The sequence below is a fragment of the Nonomuraea sp. NPDC048826 genome (assembly GCF_043198225.1).
GTDB lineage: Bacteria > Actinomycetota > Actinomycetes > Streptosporangiales > Streptosporangiaceae > Nonomuraea.
On record NZ_JBICUQ010000006.1, the window covers coordinates 442,791 to 461,364 of the forward strand.

Here is an 18,574-nt window from a genome sequence, read left to right on the forward strand (position 1 = left end):
GAGCTTTGACCGTCCCGGTGCCCGCCTCCAGGAAGGCGGCCGAGCCGCTGAGCTACCCGGCGAGATCCTTGGTGATCATCACCGGGCTGCCGGGGGCGGGCAAGTCGACGCTGCTGGGCCGCCTCTATCCGCTCACCGGGGCCGAGACGGCCCCCGTCCGGGCGGGCGGGGTGACCGTCGTCGACTCTATGCAGTCCCGGCTGCGCTGGGCGGGCCCGCTGGCCTGGGTGCCCAAGCCGGTGCGCACGGCGGTGGTGTTCGCCACGCACGTGCTGCGCGTCCGGGCCGCGTTACGCCGGGGCGAGTCGGTGGTGGCGCACAACCGGGGCTGCGGCCCGCTGGTGCTGCGCGGTTTCGCCCTGCTGGCGCGGCGCGCCGGCGCGGGTTTCCATCTGGTGATCCTGGACGTGCCCGCGGGAACCGCGCTGGCGGGACAGCGCGCCCGGGGCCGGGTCGTGCCCCCGCGCACCTTCGCCCGTCACCGCCGCCACTGCGCGGCGCTGCTGGCCCGCGCCCTGTCCGGCGACCCCGCCCCGGCGGCCACGGCCCGGGTGCTGGACCGGGAGGCCGCCGGGCGGCTGGCGGGCATCAGATTCGAGTGATGCGCACCGCGTCGGCGATCACGTAGCCGGTCGCCGAGGTCCAGCGGCTGACCCCGACCACGTTGTACGTCCCCGCGTTGAGCGAGAAGGCGCCCAGCTCACGCCAGGCCCCGCCGCCGGTCCGCTGGTCGACGGTGACGGTCTGGTTGCCGCCCGCGGCGGCCACGATGTGCGGGGTGGCGCTGTTGTAGCCGGCGTTGCCGGGATACCAGACCTCGATCCGGTACGTGCCCGCGCTCGGGATGCTCGCCCGGAACCACGCGGGGTCGCTGGCGGCCACCGGGTCGGCGAACCGGTAGTCGGCGCCGTGGCGTTCGGCCGAGAACGCCGACGTGCCCCAGGCCGTCCCGGCGGTGAACCCGGCGCCGGCGTTGTCCACGGTCACGGTGAACCCGCCGCCGCCCGAGGCGGACACGGCCCGGCCGGCGCTGGCCGCGCTCTCCTGGTGGGTGCGGGCCAGCGCGGTCACGTAGTAGGTGTAGGCGGTGCCGGAGGCGGCCGTGGTGTCGGTGAACGTCTTCTGCCGGGTGGTGCCGAGCAGGTTGCGGGCGTCGGCGAACGCGCACGGGTCGGCGGCCGAGGGCGTGCCGTTCACCCGGTGGACGGCGTAGGCGGTGCCGTTGCCCGTCCATGAGAGAGCCACGCCGGAGGAGCCCCTGGTGGCGGAGGTGATGGACGGCGCGGCGGGGGCGGCGGCCGAGCCGCGGGGGTGCGGCAGCGACGGCTTGGTGTAGTGCGCGCCGGCCAGAACGGAGAAGGAGTTGATCCGGTTGGCCCGGACGTCCTTGGCGCTGAAGAAGATGTCGCCGGCCACCTCGGGGTGCTGCCGGTTGAGGTGCAGGTGGTCGCTGAGCTCGTTCGGGTCCTGCCAGTCGGCGCCGTGGCTGCTCACCCCGGCTCGGTAGGCGGCCTGACCGGCCAGCAGCTGCACCCCGGTGTTCCTGACGACCTCCGCCCACCAGGCGATGAGCACCTGGTAGTCGGCGACCGAGTAGCCGATGTGCCAGTAGAGCTGCGGCGCGATGTAGTCGACCCAGCCCTCCTTGACCCACTTGCGGGTGTCGGCGTAGATGGCGTCGTACGACTGCAGGCCCGAGGTCCGCGAGCCGAGCGGGTCGGTGCCGGAGTTGCGCCAGATGCCGAACGGGCTGATGCCGAACGCCACGTGCGGCTTGGCCGCGTGGATGCGCTGGTCGAGCTCGCGTACCAGCAGGTTGACGTTCTCCCTGCGCCAGTCGTGCACGTTGGCGAACCCGCCGCCGTACTGGGCGTAGGCGGCCGAGTCGGGGATGGTCTGGCCGCTGGCCGGATACGGGTAGAAGTAGTCGTCGAGGTGGACGCCGTCGATGTCGTACTTGGTGACCGCGTCCATGATCACGTCTTCGATGAAGTCGCGCACCTGCGGCAGGCCCGGGTTGTAGTAGAGCTTGCCGTCGTAGGCGAAGCGCCAGGAGGGGTTGCGGCGGGCGGGGTGCGAGGAGATCAGGCGGTTCGGGTCGGCGTGGTTGGCGACGCGGTACGGGTTGAACCACGCGTGCAGTTCCAGGTTGCGCTGGTGCGCCTCGGTGACCATGAACGCCAGCGGGTCGTAGCCCGGGTTGCCGCCCTGGCTGCCGGTCAGCCACTGCGACCAGGGTTCGAGCGAGGACGGCCAGAAGGTGTCGGCGGTGGGCCTGACCTGCACGACCACGGCGTTCATGCGCCGCTGGACGGCCAGGTCCAGCCAGGCGCGGAACTCGGCCTGCTGGGCGGAGACGCTCAGGCCGGTCCGGCTGGGCCAGTCGATGTTGGCCACGCTGGAGATCCACATGGCCCGGAGCTGGCGCTTGGGGGTGGCGGGGTCGGTCGTGCAGGCGGCGGCGGTCGCGGTGGCGGCGACGGGGGTCGCGGCGGCCACGGTGGCGGTCACGGTGGCGGGCGCGACGACGGTGCCGAACGCGGCGGTGAGTGCTACCAGGACGAGGCGCAGGAGCGTGGTCACGAAGAGAAGTTTCAGTGCATCGTCATCAGATCGCAATAGTTTTCAGATCTTTGACGGGGGCCCAACTTCTCCTGACAGCTCCAACGCGCGGGCGGAAAGTTTCCTTGAATGCCAAAGTAATGTCAATTATCGACATCTGTCATGAAACTCCCTTACTGTGCGTGCGGTACCCCCCGAAGTGGAGCTCTCATGACACTGGCACGAACCCGATTAGCAGCCCTCGTCGCCGCCGCCCTCGGCTCCCTCCTGGTCTTCGCAGGCCAGCCCGCACTCGCCGAGCGCGGCAACCCACTGTCGGACGCCTTCGACAAGGCCGCCGCCGAGCACGAGGTCCCCCGTGACCTGCTCGTCGCCCTCGGCTACGCCGAGACCCACCTCGACGGCCACGGGGGTGAGCCCAGCGCCAGCCGCGGCTACGGGCTCATGCACCTGGTCGACAACCCCACCAACCAGACGCTCCAGGAAGCCGCCAAGCTCACCGGCCAGTCCGTCGCCACGCTGAAGAAGGACGACGCGGCCAACATCCTCGGCGCCGCCGCCGTGCTGCGCTCGTACGCCGACAAGCTCGGCCTCGACGAGACCGCCAGGAAGGACCCCGGCGGCTGGTACAAGGCGATCGCCGAGTACGGCCACGCCTCCTCCCCCGAGACGGCCCGCCTGTACGCCGACGCCGTCTACGAACTGCTCGGCCTCGGCCTGGAGGCCCGCGGCGTGACGGTCCAGGCGCAGGAGGTCACCGCCCAGCGCGGCGAGCTCGCCAAGGCCCGCGACCTCAACGCGCAGGCCGCCGTCGCCAGCCCCGACTACCCGCCGGCCGCCTGGGTCGCCGCCAGCTCCAGCAACTACCGGGTGTCGAGCCGCGAGACCAGCTACAACATCGACCGCATCGTCATCCACGTCACCCAGGGCTCCTACGCGGGCACGATCTCCTGGTTCCAGAACCCGAGCGCGCAGGTCTCGGCGCACTACGTCGTCAAGTCGTCCAACGGCGCGATCACCCAGATGGTGCGGGACAAGGACGTGGCCTGGCACGCCGGGAACTCCTCCTACAACAACCGCTCGATCGGCATCGAGCACGAGGGCTGGGTCAGCGACGCGTCCTGGTTCACCGACGCGATGTACCGCTCCTCCGCCGCGCTGACCCGCCACCTGGCCGACAAGTACGGCGTGCCGAAGAACCGCACCGGCATCATCGGCCACAACGAGGTGCCGGGCGCGACCCACACCGACCCGGGACCGCACTGGAACTGGACCACGTACCTGAACTACGTGAACGGCGGCACCACCGACCCGCCGAGCTGGACGACCACGATCGACAACGCCAGCGCCCAGTTCACCGCCAGCACCAACTGGGGCACCTCGACGTACTCCAGCCAGCGCCACGGCACCGACTACCGGTTCGCCAACCCGGTGTCGGCCAGTGACGCAGCATGGTACTCGGCGACCATCCCGAGCGCCGGCGCGTACAAGATTGAGGTCTGGTATCCCAGCGATCCCGGATACAACAGTTCGGCCCCGTACATCGTGGCCACGTCCGGCGGGAACCAGACGGTCTACGTCGACCAGCGGTCAGGCGGCGGCGCCTGGCGGAGCATCGGCACCTTCCAGCTGAACGCGGGCACGCAGAACGTCGTCGCCGTCAGCCGGTGGACCGCCGGCACCGGCTACGTGATCGCGGACGCGATCCGCATCTCCCGCCCGTAGGTCATCCCGTCCGGCGGGGGACGCCGCTGCCACGGTGTCCCCCGTCGCTCATGACAGGAGCAGGCCGTCGTCGCCTTGGCCGATGCCGGCCTGCACCCTGCGGATGGTCTCCAGCGCCTCGCGCGTGCGCTCCGCCTCCTCCCGGAGGTAGGCGCGCGAGTAGTGGATCCCGCCGTGCGGCCGATCCATCCGGGAGAGGATCCGCACGCGCTCCTCCAGCCGCTGGACGGCGATCCACAGCGCCCTCTCCACCGCGTCCGTCTGGGCCCCGACCAGCCCCTCGGCGGACCAGGCGTGGCCCACCCGGCAGACGAACCGGGACAGCCGGCTCTCGTGCCGCTGCTCGTACATCGGGCCGCCGCATTCGGGGCAGCTGAGCTCGACGAGGCGGCCGACCGGCTCCTCCACCCCCGCCTTCTCCCCCAGGAACCGCTCGACGTCCAGGGCCGTCTCCGGGTCGTCCACCTTGCCCTCCGTGATGACGGGCGTGCGGCTCTGCCGCGCCAGCCAGTCGGCGAGCTCGGGCACGCGCAGGGCCGGCGCGTTCGGCACCGCGGCCGCGGCCGCCTCCGGCATGCCGGGGAAGGCCGCCTCTTCCGGATCCTGCACCGCCACCGCCCCTCCTCTCCGATCCACCGCCACGCAACCCCGTGCGCCGTCGTCGAGCGTGCCGCTCAGGACGACGGCGGCCACCCGTTCCGCGGCGTCCAGCGCCGCGCTCTCGAAGAGCAGATCGGCCGCGGGGCGGTGACCGTTGTGCCGGGGCCCGCGTGACAGCCGGGCTCTGCCGTCGTGGGCGAGCAGGTGATGGCCGGGCCTGGCCACGTAGACGTGTCCGTGTCGCAGGGGCTGCATGTCCTCGGCGGTGGCGGCCTTGAGCGGGCCCGCCCTGTCGAGGATCTCGGCGAGCACGCCGCCGCCCTGCGGCGGCAGGTGGGGGGCCACCAGCACCGCCGCGGGCAGATCAGCGGGCAGTGCGCCGAGCAGGACGCGCAGGGCCTCCACCCCTCCGGCGGAAGCGGCGATCACGATCGTGTCCCGTCCTACTGTCCACACCTCATCCCTCTGTCCCGCAGACGCGGGACTATGCGCGCGATCCGGCGGTGTCCGGCCGCCCGGCTCCGGACAGCGGAAAGGGCCGGTGGCCCGGCGTCCGCCGGTTCACCGACCCTGGTCTCCGCTTCGCGGCGGCGCCTGCCTCAGGTGCGGCGCCAGCGGGACTCGCCGAAGCAGTAGCCCGCGAACAGCACCAGCCCGAGCGCGACCGCGATCAGCAGCCACGGGCCGACGGGGGTGTCGGCGAAGGAGCGCAGCGCCTGGTCGATGCCGCCGGCCTTGTCCGGGTCGTGGGTGATCGCCGCCTGGATGACGAGGATGCCGGCGAGCCCGGCGATGACGCCGCGGGCCACGTAGCCGGCCATGCCCAGCCGGTCCATCATCGAGCGGGCCTTGGGCGACATGCGCCCGGTGTCGAGCTCCTCGCGGAACTTCTTGGTGACGCCCTGCCGCACCCAGTAGACGCCGAGCGCGATGATGCCGAGGCCGATGAGGCCGACGATCCACTCCCCTGCGGGGAGGTCGAGCAGCTTGGCGGTCACGTCCTGCGACTTCTGGTCCTCCGACGCGGCCCCGCCGCCCAGCAGCACGCTGAGCAGCGTGAACACGATGAACCCGTACACCACCGTCCTCGCGGCCGCCTCCACGCGGTCAAGGGTCTTGCCGTGGCTGAACAGCGCCTCGGACGCCTGCCACACCGCCAGCGCGACGAAGCCGACGACCATCACCCAGAGGATCACCGAACCGAACGGCAGCTCCGCGACGGTCGAGATGGCGCCGCCCTTGTCGGCCTCCTCGCCACCGCTGCCCATCGCGATCTGGATGGCCAGCACGCCGATCAATCCGTACAGAACGCCTCGGCAGGCGAGCCCTATCCGGGCCAGCCGGTCCAGTGCGGGACTGTCTGCTGCTCGCCGGGCCGCGGCCTCCGCCGACCGGCCGGCACTCTGTGCTGTGCTCACAAGGTCCTCCCAGGGGGTCGAAGGCCCGTCAAGTGCCCAGAATCCGCGCCGACAGTCACCGTGTTGCAAAGGCGCACTTCAGGCCCGCTATGGCGCAAGCCACCCCTTTCTTGGGCCTATCGTGGTGTCACCGAGGGTAGTGGATCTCTCACGGAACGCCTGCCGAGGGAGAACCAGGGTGACGATCCAGAAGCCGAGAGGCGGCGAACCGACGGAATCGCCGCTCGCCCCGGTGCGCAGCGGGGGCGCGGGCGCCGCCATCGTCCGCTGGCTGACGTCCACCGACCACAAGGTGATCGGCTACCTCTACCTGATCACCTCGTTCACGTTCTTCGCGATCGCGGGCGTGATGGCCCTGATCATCAGGGCCGAGCTGGCGGCTCCCGGCCTGCAACTGGTGGACGCGCAGACGTACAACGCGATGTTCACCATGCACGGGGCGGCGATGCTGCTGCTGTTCGCCACCCCGCTGTTCGCCGGGTTCGCCAACGTCATCATGCCGCTGCAGATCGGCTCGCCCGACGTCGCCTTCCCCCGGCTCAACATGGCCAGCTACTGGCTGTTCCTGTTCGGCGGGCTGATCGCGTTCGCCGGGCTCTTCACCACCGGCGGCGCCGCGGACTTCGGCTGGTTCGCCTACACCCCGCTGTCGAACCGGACGTACAGCCCCAACGTGGGCGGCGACCTGTGGATACTCGGGCTGGTGCTCGGCGGCGTGGGCACGATCCTCGGCTCGGTCAACTTCTTCACCACGATCGTGTGCATGCGCGCTCCCGGCATGACCATGTTCCGGATGCCGATCTTCACCTGGAACGTGCTGCTGACCAGCATGCTCGTGCTGATGGTGTTCCCCGTGCTGGCCGCCGCCCTGCTGGCGCTGGAGGCCGACCGCAAGTTCGGCACGCACCTCTACGACCCGGCCGTGGGCGGGCCGATCCTCTACCAGCACCTGTTCTGGTTCTTCGGCCATCCGGAGGTGTACATCATCGCGCTGCCGTTCTTCGGGATCATCACCGAGGTCATCCCGGTGTTCAGCCGCAAGCCGATCTTCGGCTACATCGGGCTGGTGGGCGCGACCATCGCCATCGCGGGGCTGTCGATGGTGGTGTGGGCGCACCACATGTTCCCGACCGGGCAGGTGCTGCTGCCGTTCTTCTCGTTCACCACGTTCCTGATCGCGGTGCCGACCGGGGTGAAGTTCTTCAACTGGATCGGCACCATGTGGCGCGGCCATCTGACGTTCCAGGCGCCCATGATGTTCGCGGTCGGGTTCCTCATCACCTTCCTGCTGGGCGGGCTGACGGGGGTGATCCTGGCGTCGCCGCCGCTCGACTTCCACGTCACCGACACGTACTTCGTGGTCGCGCACTTCCACTACGTGGTGTTCGGGACCGTGGTCTTCGCCATGTTCGCCGGGTTCTACTTCTGGTGGCCGAAGATGACCGGGCGGATGCTCGACGACCGGCTCGGGCAGATCCACTTCTGGTCGTTGTTCATCGGCTTCCACACCACGTTCCTGGTGCAGCACATGCTCGGCTGGATCGGGTTCCCGCGGCGGTACGCCGACTACAGCGCCGCCGACGGCTTCACCACGCTGAACCAGATCTCGTCCGTCGGCGCGCTCATCCTCGGGCTGTCCACGCTGCCGTTCCTCTACAACGTGTGGAAGACCTCGCGCAAGCCGCGCTGGGTGATGATGGACGACCCGTGGGGGTTCGGCAACTCGCTGGAATGGGCCACGAGTTGCCCGCCGCCCCGGCACAACTTCTCCTTCATGCCGCCGATCCGCTCCGAGCGGCCGGCGTTCGACCTCCACTACCCGCACAGCCATCCCCAGCGCGACGAGGTCGAGGCGTGAGACCTACTTTGGTCGGTACGGCGCATTCCTAAGGCCGACTCGCCGGGCGGCGTCCGCTCGCTAGCGTCGTGGCATGCGCAAAGCCATCCAGATCGTGGGCCTCGTCCTGGCGCTCCAGGGCGTCAGCGGGGCCATCGACCACGTGGCCGTCCAGCCGTTCTTCGGCATCTTCCTCAATTTCTTCAACCGGGTGATCATCCCTCGGATCGACGCGCTCACCGGCTACGAGCTGTTCGCCAACCTCACGCTGGCCGTCCTGGGCGTCGTCCTGATCGTCGCCGCCGGGCGGACGCCGGCGTGAGCGCTATCTCGTGTGGCTGAGCCGGGGGTGGTCGCGCAGGATGATCGGGGCCGACAGCATCGTGTGCCGCTCGCCGACCTCGCCCACCAGCACCGGCCAGGTGCCGATGTTGCGGCAGCCCTCGGCGAGCGGGCGCAGCTCGGCCGGCGGGTTCAGCAGCGAGACGAAGCGCCCGCCGCGGGTGCGCACCACGCTCTGCGCCGACACGAACGCCCGCTTGACCGCCTCCGACCGCTCCTCGCCCTGCCAGCTGGTCGTGTTGGCCACCGTCACCGTGAGCCTGAACAACCGGTCGCGCAACGGCTCCGCGCGCACCTCCGCCTGCCCGTGCAGCGTCTCCCAGCAGCGCAGCACCGCCCCGGCCCGGCCGCGGGCGTCGATCAGCCAGACCGCCTCCTGGTCGCCGGGCACGTCGACGCGCATCGTGTACGCGTCGCCGGCCAGGTCGGCGAGCGCCAGGCCCGACACGGCCGCCTCCCGCTCGCGCGCCTCCAGCCCGGCGACGTGGCGGGTGCCGTCGACGGTCAGCTCCGCCACCGGCTCCAGCTCGCTGCCGCGCGCCCGCGCCACCTCGCGCGAGACCAGGTGCAGGAACCGTACGTGCACGTCCACGGTGTCCGACGGGGCCGCCTCGACCAGGCACTGCGTCTGCATCAGCCAAGGGAGACCGGCCTGCCCGCGGGCGTACGGCTCGGGGTGGAGCCCGCGCAGGTGCTGGTCGTCCAGCAGCCGGGGATAAGGACGGCACTCGTACAGCACGGCCTGCGCGATCTGTCTGACTGTGTCCATTTCGAGCCGCCTTGCAACCGATCTGTCACTCTTAGTAATCGACATACCGTCCAGGCAGGGCAGGCAAACTCAGGTGACCGGGACGATCTGGGCCTCGACGAGGGCGCCGTCCTCGACGCGGAGCACCCCCACGGTGCCGTGCGGCTGGCGGCGCCGGTCGGTCGGCGACCCCGGGTTGAAGATCCGGAACCCCGGCTCCGACTCGTCGAGCGGGATGTGCGAGTGCCCGAACACCACCAGACCGGCCGCCGGGAACCGCCGTCGCATCCGGGCCAGCCGCCCCTTCGCCGGCCCGCTGTCGTGGATCATGCCGACCCGCAGCCCGTCAAGGTCCAGCTCCAGCGTCTCGGGCGCGTCCACGTCCGGCCCGTCGTTGTTGCCCTTCACCGCGTGGACGGGCGCGTACGCGGACAGCTCGGCGAGCACCGACGGCACGCACACGTCACCGGCGTGCAGGATCACGTCGGCGCCGTCGAGCAGCTCGGCCACCCGGGGCGGGCACGCCTTCCAGCGGCGCGGCGCGTGCGTGTCGGACAACGCGACCACTCTCATGCCCGCCCCCTGCCCTCAGGCAGCACGAGCATCTCCAGGGCACGCTCCGGCAGCGCGCCGGCCCGCACCCAGCCGAGCGCCCGGTAGAAACGGGCCGCGGGGGCCCGCGGCGAGGTGAGCAGCCAGGCCCGCGGCCACCCGGCCACCGCCGCCTCCAGCAGCCGCCGCCCGATCCCCCGGCGCTGGGCGGCGGGCGCCACGAACAGCTCCACCACCTCGAACGCGTCCCGCGTCATCAGCGCCACGGCGTCCGGCCCGAACCAGCGCTGGAGCTCCTCGTAGATCGCGTGGCCCGACAGGTCGGCGGGCGTCGGCCAGCCGAAGCACACCCCCACCAGCTCGCCGCCGGCACGCTCGATCCACGCCGCGAACCCGGGCCGCTCGACGTCGCGCGCCAGCTTGCCGGGGAAGGCCGCGAAGTCGGCCTCGGTCTCGTACCACGGCGGCTCGGCGAAGCACTGCCGGTAGAGGCCGGAGATCTCACCGGAGATCGCGAGGCACCCGGGCCCGTCGAGTCGCTCCACCGCCCCATTATCGGGCGTCGACGAGCCCCACCCGGTCGCCCACGCCCTCGTCGTCGGCCGCCGCCAGCACCGCGTCGAGCAGCCCGGGGAAGCGCAGCTCCAGGTCGTCGCGGCGGAGCACGACGTAGCAGCGGGTGCCTTCCTGGCGGGTGCGGGTGACGCCGGCGTCGCGGAGCACCTTGAGATGGTGGCTCAGCGTGGACTTGGCCACCGGTGCGCGCAGCTCGCCCCAGCCGCGCTCGCGCCCGTCGGACAGGACCCGCACCAGGCCGATGCGGATGGGGTCGCTGAGCGCCGTCATCGTGGCGACGAGCGTCATCTCGTCAGCGGAGGGATGGCGGGCCTGCTTCACACGTCCCATGGTAGCTTGTTCGACGTTCTACGAACATCGAACGATGGGATGCCATGGACCTGGACAGCAAGGTCGTGATCGTGACAGGGGCCAGTTCGGGCATCGGACGCGCGACGGCCGTGGCGTTCGCCCGGGCCGGCGCGCACGTGCTCGGCGTCGGCCGCGACCGGGACGAGCTCGACCGCACCGCCGGGCTGCACGCGGGCATCGTCCCGTTCGCCGCCGACCTCGCCGCGCAGGGCACACCGGACGCGATCGTCCGGGCGGCCGCCGGCCGGTGGGAAAGGGTGGACGTGCTCGTCAACAACGCCGGAGCCACCGCCGTCATGCCGCTGGGACGGCTCGACGCGGACCGGGTGCGTGCCCTGTTCGAGCTGAACGCGACCGCGCCCAGCCTGCTGGCCGAGGCCGCGCTGCCCCACCTGCGGCGGACCCGGGGCTCCATCGTCAACGTCTCCAGCACCTACGGCCACCGGCCGCTGCCGGGAGGCTCCCACTACGCCGCCTCCAAAGCCGCGCTGGAGCAGCTCACCAGGAGCTGGGCCCTGGAGCTGGCCGAGTCCGGGGTGCGGGTCAACGCCCTGGCGCCCGGCCCCACGGAGAGCCGGGCGCTGGCCAGAGCGGGGCTTTCCGAGGCCGAGGTCGAGCAGGTCAAGCGGGACGAGGCCGGCCGCGTCCCGCTCGGCCGGCGCGGCACCCCCGAGGAGGTCGCCACCTGGATCGTCCGGCTCGCCGATCCCGCCTCGACCTGGCTCACCGGCCAGGTGCTCACGGTGGACGGCGGCCTCGGCCTGACCTGACCGCGCGCTTCCGGCCGGGCGGCCTCAGTCCGGGTCGCGGGTGCGTCTCGTCCTGATCAGGAGTACCGCGGCCAGCGCCGCGACGGCCGCGGCGAGGGTGACCGGGCCGAGGGCTTCGAACCCGCCCGCGACCGCTCCCTGGACCGCCGTCACCGCGCCCACCACCGGGTCGTCCGGGTCGCCGCCGCGCAGGACCCGCAGCTCGTACCAGCCGTAGTACGCCACGTACAGGCCGGCCAGGACGAGCAGCGCCCCGCTCAGCCGGGAGACGTACGGCAGCGCCCGCCGCACCCGGAATAGCATGGCCTCCCTGGTCAGCGCCACGGCCAGGGAGAGCAGGGTGACCACCAGGCCCATGCCGAGCGCGTACGCGGCGAAGACCGCCAGGCCGCCGGCCGTCCCGCCGCTCGCCAGCGAGGCCGACGTGACCGCCAGGAACGGCCCCACCGTGCACGACAGCGAGGCCACCGCGTACGCGAGCCCGTACCCGTAGAGCGAACGCGCCGAGGCGCCGGGCCTGGCGGTCACCGCGGGCACCCGGAGCAGCAGCGACCGGCCGGCCAGCAGCCCGCAGCCCAGAGCCGTCAGGACGAGCCCGATCACGACCGTCACCCACGGCAGGACCGCCCCGGCCACGGCCGCCAGCGGCGTCACCACCAGCCCGAACAGCCCGAACACGGTCACGAACCCGGCGGTCATCGCCGCCGACAGCAGCGCCGCGCGCACCACCGGGCCGCGCCGCCACGCGCCGCCCGCGCCGCGCGGCGGCTCGCCCGCGACCAGCATCGTCAGGTACGCGGGCAGCATCGCGAACCCGCACGGGTTGAACGCGGCCACCACCCCGGCCGTGACCGCGAGGGCGACAGGCAGGTCGGCCACGGCTCACCCGGTCCTGATCTTGGCGATCTCGGCCTCGAGCCCGTCGCGGCCGAGCGGGCCGGTGACCTTCGTGGTGCCGCCGCCGGGCTTCACGAAGACGAACACGGACTGCTGCGAGACGCCGAGCCTGGTCCACACCGCGCCCTGCTGGTCCGACAGGTGGACCAGGTCGCCGGTGCCCGTGCTGCGGACGAACTCCCGCATCGCGGGCTGCGCGTCGAGCCCCGCCACGCCGACGAACGCCACGTCCCGGTGCGCCGAGGCGGCGGCCTTGACGGCCGGGGCGTCGGACCGGCACTTCGGGCACCACGGCGCCCAGAACCAGAACACCACCGGCTTGCCCGCCAGGGTGGCGCCCTCGAACGCCTGCCCGTCGAGCGTCCGCGCGCTGAACCGCAACGCCTCCGGCACGGCCGCGCCTCCCTCGGGAGACGCGCTCTCCACCGGGTCGGCGCTCTTCATGGTCTGCACGGGGCTCTCCGTGGTGGCCACCGGGTCGGGCGGCGCGCCGGCGGGGGCGGCCGCGCCGCAGGCGGCCAGGGTCAGCGTCGCGGCGGCGAGGAGCGCCGCCATGCCGGTTCTGTTCACGTCCACCACGCTAGGCAGCCGGGAGGGCCGAGAACCTTACGAGCCGATGACGCCACCGCCTCCGCGGGCCGTCTAGGCTCACCCCCGGAAGGTTGATCTCGCACGAATCGGGCGGCATGGGTTGAGCATCACCGTCGAGGCGAAGCAGGCGCCCGGCCCGTCGCCGGTGCGGCGCCGGCTGTCCAGGTTGCGCAGGCGCTGGTTCTCCTGGCTGACCGTCACGTTCCTGGCCGGCTGGGCGGTGGTCCGGGCCGGCGGCCTGGAGTCTGGATCGTTCCTCACCCAGCTCATGACCGTCACCCCGTACGGCGCGGTGCTGGCGCTGCTCCTGGCCGTGGCGCTGATCAGGCGCAACCGCCCGGCGGCGGCGGTGGCGCTGGCCGCGAGCCTGGTGATGGCCGTCGCGGTGGCGCCCAGAGCGTTCCCGGCGAGCGGGCCGGGCGGGCCGGGCGGGCCGGCCGGGAGCGAGCCGCTCAGGGTCCTCGCGCTCAACCTGTTCGGCCGCGCCGACCCCCAGGCGGTGGTGGACCTCGTACGGGAGCTGCGCCCGGACGTGTTCGCCGCGACCGAGCTGACCACCCGCCAGGTGGCGGAGCTGGACGCGGCCGGGCTGGCCGAGCTGCTGCCGCACCGGGTCCTGCAGGACGAGCACGACGCGGCGGGCAGCGGCCTGTACGGCAGGCACCCGCTGACCGCGCTGCCGGACCTGTTCACGCCCATCGGGCACAACATGCCCGCGGCGGCCATGACCCTGCCCTCAGGCCACCGGGTCGAGGTGGTGGCCGTGCACCCGAACCCGCCGCTGGGCCGGATGGTCGACGGCTGGAACCGGGCGTTCTCCTCCTTCCCCGCCCCCACCGGCGAGGCGGTCCGCGTCCTGGCCGGGGACTTCAACGCCAGCCTGGACCACCGGGCCATGCGTGACCTGCTCGGCCGCGGCTACGCCGACGCCGCGCACCGGGCGGGCGCGGCGCTGACGCCGACCTGGCCGAGCGGGCGCGGCCTGCCGCCGTTCATCACCATCGACCACGTGCTGGCCGACGAGCGCGCCGGGGTGAGCGCCTTCGCGGTGCGGGACGTGCCGCGCACCGATCACCGGGCGGTCTTCGCGGAGCTGCTGCTGCCGCCGTCCACGGGTTAGACTCGATCTCATGACATGGCGACATTGATGCTTCACCCGAGGCCGTAGGGCCCGGGGGCCACCGAGCCAGGCAGGCGCTCGCTCCCCCGTCCGTCCTTCCGAAAGGCCTCATGCATGTCACCGCCTGCCAAGCGGCTCGTTCGCACGCTCTACGTCTACACGTTCCTGGACGAGTTCGTCCTGCTCTACCCGGTCTACGCGCTGCTGTTCACCGACACCGGGCTGTCCGTGGCCGAGACGTCCTCGCTGTTCGTCATCTGGTCGCTCACGGGTCTGGTGCTGGAGGTGCCGTCCGGCGCGTGGGCGGACGCCGTGTCCCGTCGCCTGCTCCTGCTCGTCGGGCCGGTGCTCGCCGCCACCGGGTTCGCGCTGTGGGTGATCTTCCCGTCCTACTGGGTCTTCGCGCTCGGCTTCGTGCTGTGGGGCACGCGTGACGCGCTCACCTCGGGCGCGATGGAGGCCCTGGTGTACGAGGAGCTCGACCGCACCGGCGAGACCTCGCGCTACGCGCACGTCATGGGCCGGGCCACCTCGGTCGGCGTCGCGGCGGACGCGGCGGCCATCGCCGTGGCCATCCCGGTCTTCGCGGTGGGCGGCTACCCGGCCGTCGGCGCGGCCAGCGTGCTGGCCTGCCTCCTCACCGCCGCCACCGCCCTGGCCTTCCGCGAGCACCGCTCCCCGTCACCCGCGGCCGAGGCCGGCGACGAGGCGGACGAGCGCTCGTACGGGCAGGTCCTGAAGGCCGGGCTCGCGGAGGCGCGCGGGAACCCCCAGGTGCTGCGCGGGCTGGTGCTCGTCGCCGTGCTGACCGCCGTCTGGGGGGCCCTGGAGGAGTACGTGCCGTTCCTGGGCACCGAGACCGGGGTGGCCGAGAAGGCGATCCCCCTGGTGGTCCTGCTCGTGTGGGTGGGCGCCACGGCCGGGGGCCTGCTGGCGGGCCGGGCGCGGCGGCTGCGGGCGCGCGGGTTCGGCGCGGTGCTGGCGGTCGCGGCGGCGGCGCTGGCCGGCGGCGCGCTGAGCGGGCACCCGGCCGGGTTCGTGCTGATCGCGGCGGCGTTCGGCATGTTCCAGATGGCGGACGTGGTGGCCGACGCCCGGCTGCAGGACAGCATCACCGGGCCGAGCCGCGCCACCGTCACGTCGGTGGCCGGACTGGGCACGAGCCTGATCACGCTGGCGGTCTACGTGTTCTACGGGGCCGCGGCCGGGCACCTGTCGCACGGGGTCGTCTTCGCCCTGCTGAGCGTCCCGTACCTGCTCGTCGCCGTCTGGGTGGCGACCGGCCGGCGGACGGACGGGACGCGGTCTTCTCAACTTGACAACCGGGCCGTACGGTGAGTCATGGCAAGCCGATTACTCAACCCACGCGCCACCCTCCCGCTGGCCGCGGCCGTCCTGGTCACCGGCTTCATCACCCCCTCGGCGGCGACGGACACCGCTCCGCGCGACGCCGAGATCGCCCGCATGGTGCGCGACGTGAGCGCCCGCAACATCGAGCGCGGCATCCGCACCCTCGCCTCCTTCGGCACCCGGCACACGCTGTCCGCCCAGGACGACCCCCGGCGCGGCATCGGCGCCGCCAGGGACTGGCTGTTCGACGAGTACAGCAAGATCGCGGCCCGCTCGGGCGGCCGGATGACGGTGGAGAAGCAGTCCTTCGTCCAGCCGGTCTCGCCGCGCGTCCCCGAGCCGACCGTGATCACCAACGTGGTGGCCACGCTGCGCGGCACCCAGCCCGCGTCGGCGGGGCGGACCTACGTGGTCAGCGGCCACTACGACTCGCGCTGCAGCGACGTCATGAACGTCACCTGCGACGCCCCGGGCGCCGACGACGACGCCTCGGGGGTCATGGTCGCGCTGGAGGCGGCCCGCGTCATGGCCACCCGCACCTTCGACGCCACGATCGTGTTCATGGCCGTGGCCGGCGAGGAGCAGGGCCTGTACGGGTCGCAGCACTTCGCCGAACAGGCCGAGCAGGACGGGGTGGACATCCGGGGCATGTTCACCAACGACATCGTGGGCAGCGCGGACGGCGAGAACGGCCGGGCGCCGAACCAGGTGCGCGTCTTCTCCGAGGGCGTCCCGACGTCGGAGACCCCGCAGCAGGCGGCCGTGCGCCAGTCCACCGGCGGCGAGAACGACGGCGTGTCCCGCCAGCTCGCCCGGTTCGTCAGGGACGCCGCCGAGTCCTACACCCACCCGATGGACGCCATGCTGATCTACCGCCGCGACCGCTACCTGCGCGGCGGCGACCACATCCCGTTCCTGCAGCGGGGCTGGCCGGCGATCAGGTTCACCGAGGTGCACGAGGACTACCGGCACCAGCACCAGGACGTGCGGGTCGAGGACGGCGTCCGGTACGGCGACCTGATCGAGTTCGTCGACGTCGACTACGTCGCCGGGGTGACCCGGGTGAACGTGGCCGCGCTGGCCGGGCTCGCCCGCGCCCCCGGCGCGCCGGCGGGGGCGGGCATCAGGACCGCGCGCCTCACCAACGACACCGACCTGCGCTGGGATGCCGGGCCCGAGCCGGACATCGCGGGCTACGAGGTGGTCTGGCGGGACACGACCGAGCCGCTGTGGACGCATTCGCGGTTCGTCGGCAAGGTCACCGAGTACACGGTGGAGGGCAAGTCGAAGGACAACTACCAGTTCGGCGTGCGTGCCGTCGACACGGCGGGCCACCGCAGCCCGGTCAGCCACCCGCTGCCGGCCGGCTGACCCGCGTTCGCCTCTCCCCCGCGGGGGTACGTGCCCGCCCATGAGATATCACGTGCTCGCCTGCGACTACGACGACACGCTCGCGCGGCACGGGGAGGTCGCCGAGCACACGATCAAGATGCTGGAACGGGTCTCCCGCTCGGGCAGGAAACTCCTGCTGGTCACCGGGCGGGAGCTCGACGACCTGCTGTCCGTCTTCCCGCACGCCGACCTGTTCGACCTGGTCGTGGCGGAGAACGGGGCGCTGCTCTACGACCCGGGCCAGCGCACCAGGGACCCGCTGGCGCAGGCCCCGCCGGCCGGGTTCGCCGAGCGGCTGCGCGCGCAGGGCGTCACCCCGCTCGGCGCCGGAGCCGTGATCGTGGCCACCCGCGAGCCGTACGACGTCCAGGTGCAGGACGCCATCCGGGAGCTCGGCCTGGAGCTGCAGATCATCAGGAACAAGGGCGCGGTCATGGTGCTGCCGCCCGGCGTGAACAAGGCCAGCGGACTGGCCGCCGCGCTGGACCGGCTGTGCCTGTCCCGCCACAACGTGGTGGCCGTCGGCGACGCGGAGAACGACCACGCTTTCCTCACCGCCGCCGAGTGCGGCTCCGCCGTGGCGAACGCGGTGCCGTCGCTGCTGAGCGAGTGCGATCTGCCGCTGGGCCGGGAGAACGGCGACGGCGTGGTCGAGCTGGCCCATCTGCTGCTGTCGGGCGAGCTGGACGAGGTGGAGATCCCCCGGCACCACGTCCTGCTCGGCGAGGGATCCGGTGGCGAGGTGCGGCTGCGCCCGTACGGGACCGGGGTGGTGGTGGCGGGGCCGTCGGGCAGCGGCAAGTCCACGGTCACCACGGCCCTGCTGGAGCGGCTGGTCGAGGCGGACTACCAGTGCGTGATCATCGACCCGGAGGGCGACTACGCGGAGTTCCCCGGCGTGGCCGTGCTGGGCGAGCCGGACCGGCCGCCGGGCGCGGAGGAGGTGCTGCGGCTGCTGGAGTCGCCGGATCAGAGCGCCGTGGTCAACATGATCGGGATGCCGCTGCGCGACCGGCCCGCGTTCTTCGCCGAGCTGATGCCGCGCCTGGTCGCGCTGCGGGCCCGGCTCGGCCATCCGCACTGCGTCGTCGTGGACGAGGCGCACCACCTCATGCCGGCCGAGCTGCTGGAGGTGCCGGTCAAGGACGTGCGCGACCTCGGCTCGATGATCATGATCACCGTGCATCCCGAGGCGCTCAGCCCCGCCGCGCTCAACCTGGTCGACGGCGTGATCGCGGTGGGCCCCGAGCCTGAGGAGACGCTGGGCGCCTTCGCGGGCGCGCTCGGCCGCGACACCCCCGAGCTGACGGGCGAGGCCGAGGGCGTGGCGCTCTGGCGCACCTCCGCCGAGACCGCCGAGCGCGTCCACGCCACCCCGGCCCGCGCCGACCGCACCCGCCACCGCCGCAAGTACGCCGCCGGCACCATGTCCAAGGACAAGAGCTTCTACTTCACCGGCCCGGAGAACCGGCTCAAGCTGCGGGCCCGCAACCTGCACGTGTTCGTGGAACTGGCCGAGGGCGTGGACGACGACACCTGGGCCTTCCATCTGGACCGGGGCGACTACTCGGCCTGGATCGGCGAGAAGCTGGGCGACGGCGAGCTGGCCGGCGAGGTCGAGCGGGTGGAGCGCGAGAAGCCCGGCGACAGCCTGCGCCAGGTGGTCGAGCTGATCGAGCGGCGCTACACGCTGCCCGCGGAACCGACCAAGTACGATCCGGACCACGACGACCGGTGACCTCG

18 protein-coding genes are annotated in these 18,574 nt (G+C 72.5%); 9 read left to right on the forward strand and 9 right to left on the reverse strand.

Annotated elements, in window-relative coordinates:
* Positions 1–5: 5 nt before the first annotated feature.
* Positions 6–602 carry an AAA family ATPase gene (locus ACGFI7_RS23845; protein ID WP_393408131.1) on the forward strand — a complete coding sequence of 199 codons (597 nt, stop codon included), beginning with the start codon at positions 6–8 and terminating at the stop codon, positions 600–602.
* Here the strand turns inward: ACGFI7_RS23845 and ACGFI7_RS23850 are convergent.
* Complete coding sequence (locus ACGFI7_RS23850; RefSeq protein ID WP_393408134.1) at positions 589–2,583, reverse strand: family 10 glycosylhydrolase; 1,995 nt, start codon at positions 2,581–2,583, stop codon at positions 589–591. The genes ACGFI7_RS23845 and ACGFI7_RS23850 overlap by 14 nt on opposite strands.
* Positions 2,584–2,772: 189 nt before the next feature.
* On the opposite strand from ACGFI7_RS23850, the gene ACGFI7_RS23855 reads away from it, so the two are divergent.
* A complete protein-coding gene (locus ACGFI7_RS23855; protein WP_393408137.1) occupies positions 2,773–4,287 on the forward strand; it encodes an N-acetylmuramoyl-L-alanine amidase in 1,515 nt (504 codons plus the stop codon).
* Positions 4,288–4,335: 48 nt separating this feature from the next.
* On the opposite strand, the gene ACGFI7_RS23860 is transcribed toward ACGFI7_RS23855, so the two are convergent.
* Together ACGFI7_RS23860 and ACGFI7_RS23865 are read right to left on the reverse strand one after the other, a co-directional pair.
* On the reverse strand, positions 4,336–5,316 hold the full coding sequence (locus ACGFI7_RS23860; RefSeq protein WP_393408139.1) for a chemotaxis protein CheB: 981 nt from the start codon (positions 5,314–5,316) through the stop codon (positions 4,336–4,338).
* A gap of 170 nt (positions 5,317–5,486) precedes the next feature.
* Positions 5,487–6,305, reverse strand: a complete 819-nt coding sequence (locus tag ACGFI7_RS23865) for a DUF1206 domain-containing protein (RefSeq protein ID WP_393408141.1) — start codon at positions 6,303–6,305, stop codon at positions 5,487–5,489.
* A 232-nt stretch (positions 6,306–6,537) separates the two neighbouring features.
* Between ACGFI7_RS23865 and ctaD the strand changes: the two genes are divergently transcribed.
* Together ctaD and ACGFI7_RS23875 are read left to right on the forward strand one after the other, a co-directional pair.
* Positions 6,538–8,163: a cytochrome c oxidase subunit I gene (ctaD, locus tag ACGFI7_RS23870; RefSeq protein ID WP_393408609.1), complete on the forward strand. Its 1,626-nt coding sequence runs from the start codon at positions 6,538–6,540 to the stop codon at positions 8,161–8,163.
* 73 nt (positions 8,164–8,236) lie between these two features.
* Positions 8,237–8,464 (forward strand): hypothetical protein, encoded by a 228-nt coding sequence (locus ACGFI7_RS23875; RefSeq protein WP_393408143.1) that lies wholly within the window; start codon positions 8,237–8,239, stop codon positions 8,462–8,464.
* A 3-nt stretch (positions 8,465–8,467) separates the two neighbouring features.
* On the opposite strand, the gene ACGFI7_RS23880 is transcribed toward ACGFI7_RS23875, so the two are convergent.
* The 4 genes from ACGFI7_RS23880 to ACGFI7_RS23895 form a co-directional block, all read right to left on the reverse strand.
* The gene (locus tag ACGFI7_RS23880; RefSeq protein ID WP_393408145.1) at positions 8,468–9,253 is read right to left on the reverse strand and encodes a hypothetical protein; all 786 of its coding nucleotides are present in this window, start codon (positions 9,251–9,253) and stop codon (positions 8,468–8,470) included.
* A gap of 69 nt (positions 9,254–9,322) precedes the next feature.
* Positions 9,323–9,805: a metallophosphoesterase family protein gene (locus ACGFI7_RS23885; protein WP_393408148.1), complete on the reverse strand. Its 483-nt coding sequence runs from the start codon at positions 9,803–9,805 to the stop codon at positions 9,323–9,325.
* Positions 9,802–10,329 (reverse strand): GNAT family N-acetyltransferase, encoded by a 528-nt coding sequence (locus ACGFI7_RS23890; RefSeq protein ID WP_393408151.1) that lies wholly within the window; start codon positions 10,327–10,329, stop codon positions 9,802–9,804. Before ACGFI7_RS23890 ends, ACGFI7_RS23885 begins: the two co-directional genes overlap by 4 nt.
* A gap of 7 nt (positions 10,330–10,336) precedes the next feature.
* Positions 10,337–10,681 (reverse strand): ArsR/SmtB family transcription factor, encoded by a 345-nt coding sequence (locus ACGFI7_RS23895; protein ID WP_393408154.1) that lies wholly within the window; start codon positions 10,679–10,681, stop codon positions 10,337–10,339.
* A gap of 53 nt (positions 10,682–10,734) precedes the next feature.
* On the opposite strand from ACGFI7_RS23895, the gene ACGFI7_RS23900 reads away from it, so the two are divergent.
* The gene (locus ACGFI7_RS23900; protein ID WP_393408157.1) at positions 10,735–11,481 is read left to right on the forward strand and encodes an SDR family NAD(P)-dependent oxidoreductase; all 747 of its coding nucleotides are present in this window, start codon (positions 10,735–10,737) and stop codon (positions 11,479–11,481) included.
* 24 nt (positions 11,482–11,505) lie between these two features.
* On the opposite strand, the gene ACGFI7_RS23905 is transcribed toward ACGFI7_RS23900, so the two are convergent.
* A complete protein-coding gene (locus ACGFI7_RS23905; RefSeq protein ID WP_393408159.1) occupies positions 11,506–12,360 on the reverse strand; it encodes a cytochrome c biogenesis CcdA family protein in 855 nt (284 codons plus the stop codon).
* Between the two features lie 3 nt (positions 12,361–12,363).
* The gene (locus tag ACGFI7_RS23910; RefSeq protein ID WP_393408161.1) at positions 12,364–12,948 is read right to left on the reverse strand and encodes a redoxin domain-containing protein; all 585 of its coding nucleotides are present in this window, start codon (positions 12,946–12,948) and stop codon (positions 12,364–12,366) included.
* A 121-nt stretch (positions 12,949–13,069) separates the two neighbouring features.
* On the opposite strand from ACGFI7_RS23910, the gene ACGFI7_RS23915 reads away from it, so the two are divergent.
* From ACGFI7_RS23915 to ACGFI7_RS23930, 4 genes are all read left to right on the forward strand, one after another.
* Positions 13,070–14,089: an endonuclease/exonuclease/phosphatase family protein gene (locus ACGFI7_RS23915; protein WP_393408163.1), complete on the forward strand. Its 1,020-nt coding sequence runs from the start codon at positions 13,070–13,072 to the stop codon at positions 14,087–14,089.
* A gap of 114 nt (positions 14,090–14,203) precedes the next feature.
* Positions 14,204–15,427 carry an MFS transporter gene (locus tag ACGFI7_RS23920; RefSeq protein WP_393408166.1) on the forward strand — a complete coding sequence of 408 codons (1,224 nt, stop codon included), beginning with the start codon at positions 14,204–14,206 and terminating at the stop codon, positions 15,425–15,427.
* A gap of 3 nt (positions 15,428–15,430) precedes the next feature.
* On the forward strand, positions 15,431–16,810 hold the full coding sequence (locus ACGFI7_RS23925) for a M28 family metallopeptidase (protein ID WP_393408169.1): 1,380 nt from the start codon (positions 15,431–15,433) through the stop codon (positions 16,808–16,810).
* A gap of 40 nt (positions 16,811–16,850) precedes the next feature.
* On the forward strand, positions 16,851–18,569 hold the full coding sequence (locus ACGFI7_RS23930) for an HAD-IIB family hydrolase (protein WP_393408172.1): 1,719 nt from the start codon (positions 16,851–16,853) through the stop codon (positions 18,567–18,569).
* Positions 18,570–18,574 lie beyond the last annotated feature (5 nt).